This is a genomic window from Streptomyces sp. Tu 3180 (assembly GCF_009852415.1).
In the GTDB taxonomy this organism is placed as follows: domain Bacteria; phylum Actinomycetota; class Actinomycetes; order Streptomycetales; family Streptomycetaceae; genus Streptomyces.
Genome location: NZ_WOXS01000002.1, coordinates 6253802 through 6265668, shown reverse-complemented (window position 1 = coordinate 6265668; position 11867 = coordinate 6253802). Strand labels below are relative to the sequence as shown.

Sequence of the window (11867 nt, the reverse complement as noted above, 5' to 3'; positions counted from 1 at the left end):
GGTCAGCCGGCGCGGTCAGCCGGCCTCCCGCTCCGGCAGGGCCTGGTCGCGGTCGGCCAGTTTGCGGAGCATCTCCAGGACGCGGTCCCGGGACTCGTCGGCCGCGTCGATGGCCTCCATGCACTGCCAGTACGTGGCCTCGTCGTCCGCGGAGCAGGCGATGCCGACCAGGGCGATGCCGACCTCGCCGAGCAGACCGCCGAGGTACATGAGGGACTGGCGGGCCTCGCCCAGCTCGGTGAGCTGGGCCGCGCGCAGTTCCCCCGGGCCGAGCTCGGGGGTGTCCAGCACACCGCAGCCGCGGCCCGCCAGCTCCGTCAGTCCGAGGGCCTCGCCGCGCAGTTCCGGCGGGCCGGCGACCGCGAGGCGGCTGCCTATCGCCTGCGCGAGGGCCTGCGCCTGCCACACCTCGGTCAGCAGCTCCGGCACGTCGCCGCCCGCGGCCAGGGCCCGCCTGCTCGTCACGATGAGCCGCACAGCGTCCATGCGCTGCCCCCGTCCGTCCGACGCGCTGCCCACGCGTCTGCCTGAACTCCCTTACTCATTACCCAGCGTGAGGGTCCGTGAGACAAAAAGCCAGAGGAAGACCGAAATCTGTGGACAACAATTCGCCCACACCTCATCAGTTGACTACGGAGAGTAAAAGTGGAGTTCACCGCTCCGGCGCTCTCCCCGTCCCCCCGCCCCCGGGGGCCGGTGCGGGACAGGCCTCTCGGGCAGGGCGGGAGGCGCCCGGCCCGGGGCGGCGCGCTCAGAGCGGGAACCGGTGCTCGTTGCGGTCGATCTTGGCCGCCAGCGCGGCCAGCGGGTCGACGCCGAGGACCTCGCACAGCTGGAGGAGATAGGCGAGGACGTCGGCGACCTCGTCGGTGACGCGGTGCGCGGTGCCGGGGTCGTCCATGACGCGGGCGGACTCCTCGGGCGTCAGCCACTGGAAGATCTCGACCAGTTCGGACGCCTCCACGCTGAGCGCGGCGACGAGGTTCTTGGGGGTGTGGTACGGCTGCCAGTTCCGCGCGGCGGCGAACTCGGCGAGGCGGCGCTGGAGTCCCGCCAGGTCGAGGGGACCGCGCGGCTCCCCGCCGGCGGGCGGGTCCGGGGAGGTGTCGTCAACCGGATCAGTCACGGTTCAGGTGTACCACCGTCGCCCCGTCCGTCCCCACGACCCGGGAGGCGTCGCTCACCGCACCGACCAGCCGGATGTGCCCGCGCTCGCACATCCGCGCCGCCAGCCGCAGCAGTTCCGCGCGCTGCCGCGGGTCCAGTCCCCGGTCGAGGCCGTCCGCGAGCACCGTGAGGGTCTGCAGCGCGGCGGGGACCTCACCGGGTGCGTCGACCTCCAGCACCCCGGGGCCGGTGAGCAGCACCAGCGCGAGGGCGATGTAACGCAGTTCGCCGTCGCCCAGCAGCCGCAGATCGGTGCGGGTGCCGTCGCCCCGGGCGAGCAGGGCGCGGACCCGTCCCGTGCCGTACGGCTCGGCGAGCAGGTCGGCGACCGGCCCGGCGCATCCGGCGCGCACCGCCGCCACGAGGAGCGCGTGCCGGCGTCCGCACTCCACGCGGGTGCGCCACAGCACGTCGGCGAGGTTGTCGCAGCCGCCGAGCAGCCGGCCGGTGCCGGCCGGTACGGGCGCGCGCATCCGCTCGGGGCGGGGGTCGCAGGGGAAGACGGAGCGCAGGGCGACCACCATCTGCTCGGCGGCGGCGAGCACCCTGCGCTGTCCGGGCGTCTTGCCGGCGACGCGCAGCGGCAGCAGTGCGGTGCCGAGCCGGTCGTCCGGCAGGGGGGCGCGGGTCACCGGGGCCGTCCCGGCCGTGTGCCAGGCGGCCTGCACGGTGCGGCGCCGGGGATCGCGCAGCGCGGTCTCCAGCAGGACCTGTCCGTCCGCCGTGAGCCTCTCCCCCACGATCCGCAGCTCGGGTTCGGCCTGTACGGCGATCTCGAGCCGGACGGGGCCCTCGGGGCCGTCGGCGGTGCAGCCGATGCGGAAGCCGCGGCGGTGCTGGGCGTCGGCCCGGGCCCGCTCCGGCACGCAGGCGTCCGGGTCGGGGAACGCCTCGTCGAGCCCGGCCCCGCCGCCGAGCCGGGCGAGGGCCTCGTAGGCGCGCAGGGCGCTGGTCTTGCCGCTGCCGCTGGGGCCGGCGAGCAGGGTGAGCGCCCCGAGGGGGAGCTCGACGCCGCGATGCCCGGCGAAGGCGGACAGCAGCAGCTCGGTGACGCGCGGCCGGTCGGGGTGTCCCGCGGTGCCGTCGGGACGGACGCCCGGCAGGGACCGCGGACGGCCGGGGGGCCCGGTGGGCGGTGCGGCCGGTGCGGGCGCCGTGCCCTGGCCGGGGAGGGACGGCGCCGGGCTCGTGCGCGAGGCCACGGGCGCGGACGACGGGTCCGTGTCCGGGGCGGCCGGTGAGGACGAAGAAGCCGGGGAGGACGGGGACGGCGAAGGCGAGGAGGAGGAGGGGGAAGGCGGGGTCATGTGCGGGACGCTAAGGGGCCGATGCGGGGCGAACCGTTCCGCTCGGGTGGCCTTCCTACGATCGGGCGACGCGTCCTCCCCGGCCGCTCACGCCCCCGAACACCCCACGCGCCTCCCCGCGCGGCCCTCCGGTCCCCCACGCGCCGCGCGCCGCCCCGGGCGGCCCCCGGCACCCGCGGCCCCGCACGGCACCCGGCGGCTCGTCCTCGGGGAGCTCCGGGGACCCGTCCTCCGGGAGCCCCGGCCGCTCACGCCCCGGGAACCCCGACGCCCTCCATCAGGCCGGTCACCTCCGTGTCGGCCGGGGTCAGCAGGAACACGTTGCGGTCCACGCGGTGCATCCCGCTCGCCAGGCCGAAGACGACTCCGGTGCTGAAGTCCAGGACCCGCTTGGCGACCTCCGTCTCCGCCCCGGTCAGGTCGAGCAGCACCGGTATCCCGGCCATCAGCGTCTCGGCGACGTCGCGGGCGTCCGCGAACACGTTCACCCGCAGGACGACGAAGCGGCGGCGCGCCTCGGTCTCGGCCTCGGGTAGGGACCGGTGGCCCACTGCGGACGGCCAGGCGTCACGACCCCGCAGCGGCACGACCTGGGCGAGCCCCTCCCACTGTTCGTCGGTGACATCGTGGCTGTTCACCGGCATGCTCCGTCCTGGGTCGCACTGGCTGTCTGCATCGGGCAATTCTTACGCATGACCACCCGTTCGGCCCAACACCGACACGGTCCGCCGTCCCGGGGCGCCTCCCGCCGGGCCCGCACGACGCGACGCGTGCCCGCGCGGCCCTCCGGTGGGCGCGCGGGCCGCTCGCCGGCACTCGGGAACACGGGCCGGGCCCCGGCCGTTGCATTCGGTACAGACCACACGTGAGGAGTCATCCGCTTGTCCGCCAGACCGACGGACCCCCCGGGACACAGTCCCGGACCATCCCGCCACAGCACTGTTGACCGCGGCACCCGGCGGGGTGGTGTTCGATGAGTGCCGCCGAAGCCCTGCCGGGCCTGCTGGCCGTGTTCGTGCTCACCGCCGGCACCGGCTACTTCGTCGCGCAGGAGTTCGCCTACGTCTCCGCCGACCGGCTCGCGCTCGCCCGTGAGGCCGAGGCCGGGGACCGGAGGGCCGCCCGCGCCCTGAAGGTGCTGCAGCGGCTGTCGTTCATGCTGTCGGGCGCCCAGCTCGGCATCACCGTCACCGGTCTGGTCGTCGGCTTCGTCGCCGAGCCGTCGGTGTCCGCGCTGCTCCGCCCCGCGCTGTCCGGCCTCGGCCTGCCGGACGCGGCCGTGAGCGGCGTCTCCGTGGTGCTGGCCTTCGTCCTCGCCACCGTCGTGCAGATGGTGCTGGGCGAGCTGGCCCCGAAGAACCTCGCGATCGCCGTGCCGGAACGGCTGGCGAAGGCGCTGGCCGGCTCCACCCTGGCGTACCTGAAGGTCGTCGGGCCGGCCGTGCGGGTCTTCGACGGCGCGGCCGACCGGCTGCTGCGCCGCGTCGGCATCGAGCCCGTCGAGGAGCTGCACCACGGCGCCACGCTGGAGGAGCTGGGCCATCTGATCGGCGAGTCCCACGAGCGGGGCGCGCTGCCGGAGAGCACCGCCACCCTGCTGGACCACGCGCTGGACTTCTCCGAGCGCACCCTGCGCGAGGTGATGGTGCCGCGCGCGGACGCCGTGTTCGTGCGCAGGGACGCGAGCGCCGACGAGGCGGTCGGCCTGATCGCCGTCCACGGCCACTCGAACTACCCCGTGCTCGGCGACCACCCCGACGACGTCGCGGGCGTGCTGGGCGTGCGCGAGCTGACGGCGCTGCCCGCCGGCCGGCTGTCCGCCGCCACCGCGGGCGCGGTGGCCCGCCGGCCGCTGCTGCTGCCGGACACGCTCCCGCTGCCCGACGCGGTGGCGCGGATGCGCGAGCGGGACGACGAGTTCGCCGTCGTCCTGGACGAGCACGGCGGCGTGGCCGGCGTCGTCACCTACGAGGACATCGCCGAGGAACTGGTCGGTGACATCGCCGACGAGTCCGACGAGGTCGTCGAGCCGGCGGTCGCGGACGGCGACGGCTGGCTCGTGGACGCCGGGCGCCGCCTGGACGAGGTGGCCGAGGCGACCGGCGTGCACCTGCCCGAGGAGGACGACTACGACACGGTGGCCGGACTGGTCGTGGACCGGCTGGGCCGCTTCCCCGCGGTCGGTGACCGGGTCACCGTCGGGCTGCCCACGGGCGGCGGCGCGGTGATCGACGTGCGCACGCTCGACCGGCACGTGGCCGAGCGCGTGCGGATCACCCCCCTGGTGGAGGAGCGGACGACGGCCGAGGAGCGCTCATGAGTTTCCCGACGGCCCTCTTCGTGACCGTGCTGCTGCTGGCCGGCAGCGGGTTCTTCGTGGCGGCCGAGTTCGCGCTGGTCGCCGCCAGGCGGCACCGCATGGAGAAGGCGGCGGCCGAGGGACGGCGCGGGGCCGGCGCGGCTCTGGCCGGCATGCGCGAGCTGTCGCTGATGCTGGCCGGCGCCCAGCTGGGCATCACCGTGTGCACCCTGGGCCTGGGCTCGGTGTCCAAGCCCGCGATCTCCCACGAGCTCGACCCGCTGCTGCACCGGCTGGGCCTGCCCGCCGCGCTCAGCTACGGCGTGGCGTTCGCCGTCGCGATGATCGTGGTGGTGTTCCTGCACATGGTGATCGGCGAGATGGCGCCCAAGTCGTGGGCGATCGCCCGTCCCGAGCGCTCCGCGATGCTGCTGTCGCCGCCCTTCCGGGCGCTGGTGAGGGCCGTACGGCCGCTGATCCGGCTGCTCGACGCGGTGAGCAACGGCCTGGTGCGGCTGTGCCGGGTCACCCCTCGCGACGCGTCGGCCTCCGTCCACGACCGCGAACAGCTCACCCACCTGGTGACCGAGTCCGAGCGGCTCGGCCTGATCAGCCGGACGGACTCGCAGCTGCTCACGCGCTCACTGACCGAGCCCGAGACCCCGGTCGGCGCGCTGTGCGTCCCGGCCGCGCGGATCACCTCGGTCGACGGCGACGCCGGCGTCGACGAGCTGCTGCGGGTGGCCGCCGCCCACGACCGCACCCGGCTGCTCGTCCGCGAGGGCACCGCGGTCCTCGGCGCGGTGCACGCCCGTGACGCCCTGGTCGCCCGGGCCCGCGGCCGGGCCACGCGCGCCCGCGAGCTGGCCCGCCCGGTGCCGGAGCTGACGGACACCGCGACGGTCGCCGACGCGATCGACGCGCTGCGCCGCCGCCGGACCACCCTGGCGGTGGTCCGCGACGACGCGGGACGGCTGACGGGCATGGTCACGCTGGACGACCTGCTGGCCCGGCTGATGCAGCCGGCGCCCGCGGGCTGAGCCGGTGGGCGGCCGCCGCCCGTGCCTCCTGTGGCGCCCCCGGCGGCCGCGGAGCCGGGCGGCCCGCGTCGCGAGGCCGGCCGCCCCGCCCGCCGGGGGAGGAAGCCGCACCCCTGACGGCATGCCGCACTTCTGCCTGACGGCATGAGGTCGTGACGGACACGGCGCGGCGGTCCGGGCCGTACCGCCCGGACCGCCGCGCCGGCGCGTCAGCCCGCGACGACCGCTTCCGCGGCCGCCACCCCGCACACCCGGGCCGCGCCGTGGGTGGCGATGTGCAGGGCGCCGCGCGGGGCGGACTGCGGTACGCCCATCTCCACGACCACGGTGTCCGGGTCGGCGGCGAGCAGGGTGTCCAGGGCCGCGCGCATCCACGGATGCCGGTGCTCGTCGCGGACCACGGCGACCACGCGCCGGCCCTCGGCCGCCTTCAGCGCCTGTTCACCGGCGTCGGGGCCGGAGAAGAAGCCGGTGCTGGTGCCCGGCAGCAGCCGTTCCAGCTCCGCGCCGACGCCCCAGGGCGTCTCGTCGCCCACGGCGATGTTCGCGACCGGGGTGAACGTGGCCACGTGGACCGGTCCGGTGGGCGGGGCGGTGGGCAGGGTGCGGGTGACGGTCACCGCGCGGCGGGCCGCCGTGAGGCCGATCTCCGGATCGGACCCGGCCGGCGGGGCCGGGGACCGCCGTGCCCGCGTGGTCCAGTCGGCCAGGGCGCGGACCCGGGCGGCGGCGTCCGCCAGCCGTTCCTCGGGCAGTTCGCCGGAGCGGACGGCGGCGACGATCGCGTCCTGGAGGCGTTGCACGATGCCCTCGTCGCACAGGCCGCCGCCCACGCAGATCGCGTCCGCGCCGGCCGCGAGGGCGAGGACGCTGCCGCGTTCGATGCCGTAGGTGCCGGCGATGGCGTTCATCTCCATGCCGTCGGTGACGATCAGGCCGTCGTAGCCCAGTTCGCCGCGGAGCAGCTCGGTCAGGATGGGCCGGGACAGCGTCGCCGGGCCGTCCGGGTCCAGGGCCGGGACCAGCAGGTGGGCGCTCATCACCGCGCGGGTGCCGGCGGCGATCGCCGCGCGGAACGGGGCCAGGTCCCGCTCGGCCAGCAGGGCCGGGCCCGCGTCGATGCGCGGCAGCGCGAGGTGGGAGTCGACGGCCGTGTCCCCGTGCCCGGGGAAGTGCTTGGTGCAGGCCGCCACGCCCGCCGACTGCAGGCCGGTGACGTAGGCGGCGGTGTGCCGGGCGACCAGGGCGGGGTCGGCGCCGAAGGACCGCACGCCGATCACCGGGTTGTCGGGGTTGGCGTTGACGTCGGCCGAGGGCGCCCAGTTGAAGTCGACCCCGCAGGCGGCGAGACGGCGGCCCAGTTCGGCGGCCACCTCCCGGGTGAGGGACACGTCGTCCACCGCGCCGAGCGCGTGGTTGCCGGGGAAGGAGGAGCCGGTGCGCACCTCCAGGCGGGTGACGTCACCGCCCTCCTCGTCGATGGCGACCAGGACGTCGTCGCGTTCGGCGCGCAGCCGGGCGGTCAGGGCGGCGAGCTGCCCGGGCGTGGCGATGTTGCGGCCGAACAGGCCGACCGAGGCGAGGCCCTCACCGAGGCGGCGGAGCAGCCAGTCGGGGGCGGTGGTGCCGGGGAATCCGGGCTGGAGGACGGTGAGGACGTCCCGGGTCAGGGTGTCGGTCGAACCACTGGTGAGTGTGGTCATCGGGTGGCGTTATCCCTTCACGGCGCCCGCGGTGAGGCCGCTGACGGCCCTGCGCTGCAGGAAGACGAAGAGGATCAGGATCGGGACGGCGAAGAGGGACGAGGCGGCCATGGTGGCGCCCCAGTCGTTGCCGAAGACGGTCTGGAAGCTGGACAGCCACAGGGGCAGGGTCTGCGCCCCGGCCTCCTTGTTGAGCACCAGCACGAGCGGGAACTCGTTCCAGGCGGTGATGAAGCCGAACATCGAGGTGGACATCAGGCCGGGCGCGAGCAGCGGCAGGATGACGCGGCGGAACGCGGTGAGGCGGGTGCAGCCGTCGACCATCGCCGCCTCCTCCAGCTCCCTGGGCACGGCGGCGACGAAGCCGCGCAGCGTCAGGATGGTGAAGGGCAGGATCATCATCGTGTAGAAGGCCGTGAGCGGCACCAGGCTGTTCAGCATCGAGGCGTCCCGCACGATCATGTAGATCGCGATGACCATGACCTCCCAGGGCGCCATCTGGGCGAGCATGAAGCCGATGACGAAGCCGCGCCGCCCCCTGAACCGCATCCGCGCCAGGGCGAAGGACGCGACCAGGGCGATGATCAGCGAGAAGACGACCGCGAGGACGGTGACGACCAGCGAGTTGCGGACGAACGTCCAGAAGTTGTCGACGCCGGTGGCGGTCCTGAAGTGCTCGAAGGTGAAGTCGGTCGGGAACCAGACCGGGTCCTCCGAGATGATGTCGCCGGTCGGCTTGAAGGCCGTGGCGAACATCCAGTACACGGGGAAGACGAGGCCGGCGAACAGGACGACGGCCGTGACGTTGGGCCACAGGCGGCCGAAGAGCGAGCGCTTCACAGCTCGTCCTCCTCTTGCTTGAGCACGATCCTGAGGTAGTAGGCGGTCAGGCCGAGCAGGATCAGGATGGTCAGGACGGCGATCGCCGCGCCCATGCCGTAGTGCTGGTTGCCGACGCCCTCGACGTAGGCGTAGACCGGCAGGATCTCGGTGAGCCGGTCGGGGCCGCCGCCGTTGAAGGTGAAGACCTGGACGAACGCCTTGAAGACCCAGATGATCTCCAGGAAGGTCGTCGCGTAGAGGAACGGCCGCAGGAACGGCAGGGTGACCGTGGTGAAGCTCCGCCAGGCGCCGGCGCCGTCGAGCGACGCGGCCTCGTAGAGCTCCTTCGGGATGGTGGTGGTCGCCGCGTAGAGGTTGATCGCGACGAACGGGACGGACATCCACACGATCAGCAGGGTGACGACGAAGAACGTCGACATCTGGCTGCTGGTCCAGCTGTAGTCGGCCATGGAGTGCCAGCCGAGCTTGTCCAGGACCCAGTTGACGACGCCGAAGCGCTGGGCGAACAGCCACTGGTAGACGGTGGTGGCGGCCACGACGGGCATGGCCCAGGCCAGCACCAGGCCGATCATCAGGGTGAACCGCATCCACGTGCCGAGGCGGGCGAGCAGCAGGCCGATCAGCGTGCCCAGGAGCATGATCAGGGCGACGTTGGCCGCCGTGAACAGGATGGAGCGGAGGGTGACCCTCCAGAAGTCCTCGCCGGTGAGGACGTCCTTGTAGTTGTCGACGCCGTTCCACTCGGTGACGTGCTGGATCAGCTGCGCCATGTTGAGGTTCTGGAACGACAGCAGCACGTCCTTCAGCAGCGGCCAGCCGAGCAGCAGCACGGTGGCCGCGCAGGCGGGCAGCAGCAACAGGTACGGGACGAGCGCGCCGGCGCGCGACGCGGCTCGCGGTGTCGGCCTGCCGGGTCCCCCGTCGTCCGCCTTGCGGACGTCCGCCGGGCCGGAGGGCGGCCGTTCGGTCTGCACGGTCATGCTCGCGATCTCTCTTCTCGGCGTGCTCAACGCGGGGCGGGGGCCGTCGCGTCGGCCGGCCCCCGCCCCGGTCGGAGCGCGTGCGCTTCTACTGCTGCTGCGCCAGGCGCTTGTTGAACTCGCCCTCGACCTGCTCGGCGGCCTCGGCCGGGGACTTGCCGTTCAGCACGGCGGTCATGTACGTCTTGATCGGGTTGGGGGCGTTCTCCACCGCGGCCCACTCGGGGATCAGCGGCGTGGTGCCGCCGACGGCGGCGGCCGGCGCGGCTGCCTCGGCGGGGGCGTTGCCCTTGAGGTTGCTCTGCAGCGACTCCTTGTTGGGGATGACGCCGTTGAGCTTGGCCAGCTGGCCCTCGAACTTGTCGGAGAGGGCGAGCTTCAGGAACTCCTTGGCGAGGTCCTGCTTCTGGCTGCCCGCGGCGACGGCGAGGTTGGAGCCGCCGAGGAAGACGCCCTCGGGCTTGTCGGCCGTGGCACCGGGGATGGTGAAGTAGCCGATCTCCTTCTCGATCTTCGGGTTGGCCTTGATGGCGATGCCGGCTTCCCAGCCCATGCCGATGAAGGCGCCGACATTGCCCTTGGCGAAGACCTCGCCCTGCTGCGGGGTGGCCTCGTCCTTGTCCTTGGGGGCCTCGGAGAGGGACTGGAACTTCTTGTAGGTCTCCATGGCGGCGGCGACCTTGGGGTCGTCGAGGTTGGAGACGTACTTGTCGCCGTCCTTCTTGACCAGTTCGGCGCCCTCGCCGATCACCAGGCCGACGAAGTGGTACCAGTTCTGGCCCGGCAGGTAGATCGGCTCGGCGTCGGTCTTGTCACCGATCGTCCTGAGCGCGTCGTAGAACTCGTCGCGGGTCTTGGGGGTGTCCTTCAGCCCCGCGTCCGCCCAGACCTTCTTGTTGTAGAGGACGACGCGGTTGGCGAAGTACCACGGCGCCGCGTACTGCTTGCCCTCGTAGACGGACGACTCGTTGAGGGACGCGGTCCAGTCGGCGCCGATCTCGGACTTGAGGTCGGCGAGGTCGGCGAGGCCGCCGGTCTTGGCGTAGGCCGGGGTCTGGGTGTTGCCGATCTCGAAGACGTCGGGCGGGTTCTCCTCGGACAGCGCGGTGGTCAGCTTCTGCTGGATGCCGTTCCACTGCTGGACCTCGAACTTGACCTTGGCCTTGGTCTTCGCCTCGAACTCGGCGGCGAGGTCCTTCTGCCACTGGTCCGGCGAGGAGCCGTCCATCACCCACACGGTGAGCGTCTGGCCGGCGTACCCGTCCGCGCCGGTCTTCCCGCCCTCGTCACCGCCGTCGCCGCCGCACGCAGCGACGGAGAACAACATGCCCGCGACCCCGATCGCGGCTATCAGCTTGCGCTTCACGCGCCACCCCTCCTCAGGAATTGCCTTGCACACCCACGCCCTCGGCGGTGACCCTCACAAACGGCGCAACAGCTCGGCGGGCTGGGACCCGGCTTCCCCTAAATGGTTTAGACCAGCAAGGGGAGCTTGGCCTAGACCTATGGCCCTGTCAAGGGTCGTGTCCGCCCTCGCCGGTAACGACTCCGACACCCCCGCCGGACGCCCGAACTCCCCCCAAACCCCTACGCGTCGACAGTTGGACTAGACCAAAAAGAGGACGCACGGTTATAACGGGTTCGCCGAGCGTGCGGCGCCGAACCCGGCGGTCCGCCGACGTGCACCGCGGCCGGCCCCTGCCGTCCGCGCGCCGGACACCGCAGCCGGAAGGCAGGTCATGAGCACGGACGTCAGCAGCGCCCAGGCCGAGTCGGGGGCACCCGGCCGCACCGGCCGCGTCCCGAAGTACTACGCCATCAAGCAGCGGCTCCTGCGGATGACCGAGGCGCGCCCGCCGGGCTCGCCGATGCCGGCCGAGCGCTTCCTCGCCGTCGAGTTCCGCACCTCGCGCACCACCGTCCGCAAGGCCATGCAGGAACTCGTCAGCGAGGGCCGCCTGGACCGCATCCAGGGCAAGGGCACCTTCGTCGCGCGCCCGAAGGTGTACCGGACGCTCCAACTGACCTCGTACACCGAGGACATGCGGGCCCAGGGGCTCGAACCCGCCTCACGGGTCCTGGACATCGGGTACGTCGCCGCGGACGAGGAGCTGGCGGCCCTGCTCGAAGTGGGGCGCGGCGACCGGGTGCTGCGCATCGAGCGGCTGCGGCTGGCGGGCGGCGAGCCCATGGCCATCGAGACGACCCACCTGTCCGCACGGCGCTTCCCCGGCCTGCGCCGCAACCTGGCCCGCCGCACCTCGCTCTACACGACGCTCGCCGAGGTGTACGGCGTGCGCCCGGCGGAGGCCGACGAGACCATCGAGACGTCCCCGGCCACCCCGCGGGAGGCCGGGCTGCTGGCCACCGACGTGGGCCTGCCGATGCTGCTGCTGTCCCGCCACTCCCGGGACGAGACGGGGACGCCGGTGGAGTGGGTCCGCTCGGTGTACCGCGGCTCGCGCTACCGGTTCACGGCGGTCCTGACCCGGCCGGCGCCCTGACCCGGCCGGCGCTCCCTGACGAGG

11 protein-coding genes are annotated in these 11867 nt (G+C 73.4%); 3 read left to right on the top strand and 8 right to left on the bottom strand.

Going from position 1 to position 11867, the window contains the following annotated elements; genetic code table 11:
* Positions 1-15: 15 nt before the first annotated feature.
* The 4 genes from GL259_RS29015 to GL259_RS29000 all read right to left on the bottom strand — a co-directional run bounded on the left by GL259_RS29015 (position 16) and on the right by GL259_RS29000 (position 3118).
* Positions 16-486, bottom strand: a complete 471-nt coding sequence (locus GL259_RS29015) for a DUF6099 family protein (RefSeq protein ID WP_159536244.1) — start codon at positions 484-486, stop codon at positions 16-18.
* A gap of 265 nt (positions 487-751) precedes the next feature.
* On the bottom strand, positions 752-1126 hold the full coding sequence (locus GL259_RS29010; RefSeq protein ID WP_159536243.1) for a nucleotide pyrophosphohydrolase: 375 nt from the start codon (positions 1124-1126) through the stop codon (positions 752-754).
* Positions 1119-2474, bottom strand: coding sequence for an ATP-binding protein (locus GL259_RS29005; protein WP_159536242.1), 1356 nt, complete (start codon positions 2472-2474; stop codon positions 1119-1121). The genes GL259_RS29010 and GL259_RS29005 overlap by 8 nt, the downstream gene beginning before the upstream one ends.
* A 248-nt stretch (positions 2475-2722) precedes the next feature.
* A complete protein-coding gene (locus GL259_RS29000) occupies positions 2723-3118 on the bottom strand; it encodes a cell division protein SepF (protein WP_159536241.1) in 396 nt (131 codons plus the stop codon).
* A 329-nt stretch (positions 3119-3447) separates the two neighbouring features.
* Between GL259_RS29000 and GL259_RS28995 the strand changes: the two genes are divergently transcribed.
* Positions 3448-4794 carry a hemolysin family protein gene (locus tag GL259_RS28995; RefSeq protein WP_159536240.1) on the top strand — a complete coding sequence of 449 codons (1347 nt, stop codon included), beginning with the start codon at positions 3448-3450 and terminating at the stop codon, positions 4792-4794.
* Complete coding sequence (locus GL259_RS28990; protein ID WP_159536239.1) at positions 4791-5813, top strand: hemolysin family protein; 1023 nt, start codon at positions 4791-4793, stop codon at positions 5811-5813. The genes GL259_RS28995 and GL259_RS28990 overlap by 4 nt, the downstream gene beginning before the upstream one ends.
* Positions 5814-6022: 209 nt before the next feature.
* Here the strand turns inward: GL259_RS28990 and GL259_RS28985 are convergent, their stop codons facing one another.
* The 4 genes from GL259_RS28985 to GL259_RS28970 all read right to left on the bottom strand — a co-directional run bounded on the left by GL259_RS28985 (position 6023) and on the right by GL259_RS28970 (position 10705).
* Positions 6023-7516 (bottom strand): glycoside hydrolase family 3 protein, encoded by a 1494-nt coding sequence (locus tag GL259_RS28985; RefSeq protein WP_159536238.1) that lies wholly within the window; start codon positions 7514-7516, stop codon positions 6023-6025.
* 9 nt (positions 7517-7525) lie between these two features.
* Entirely contained in the window at positions 7526-8356 is an 831-nt protein-coding gene (locus tag GL259_RS28980; protein ID WP_159536237.1) for a carbohydrate ABC transporter permease, read from the bottom strand.
* The gene (locus GL259_RS28975) at positions 8353-9339 is read right to left on the bottom strand and encodes a sugar ABC transporter permease (RefSeq protein ID WP_159536236.1); all 987 of its coding nucleotides are present in this window, start codon (positions 9337-9339) and stop codon (positions 8353-8355) included. The genes GL259_RS28980 and GL259_RS28975 overlap by 4 nt, the downstream gene beginning before the upstream one ends.
* A gap of 88 nt (positions 9340-9427) precedes the next feature.
* Positions 9428-10705 (bottom strand): extracellular solute-binding protein, encoded by a 1278-nt coding sequence (locus GL259_RS28970; protein WP_159536235.1) that lies wholly within the window; start codon positions 10703-10705, stop codon positions 9428-9430.
* Positions 10706-11078: 373 nt separating this feature from the next.
* Between GL259_RS28970 and GL259_RS28965 the strand changes: the two genes are divergently transcribed.
* Positions 11079-11843 (top strand): GntR family transcriptional regulator, encoded by a 765-nt coding sequence (locus tag GL259_RS28965; protein ID WP_159536234.1) that lies wholly within the window; start codon positions 11079-11081, stop codon positions 11841-11843.
* The last annotated feature ends 24 nt before the right edge of the window (positions 11844-11867 follow it).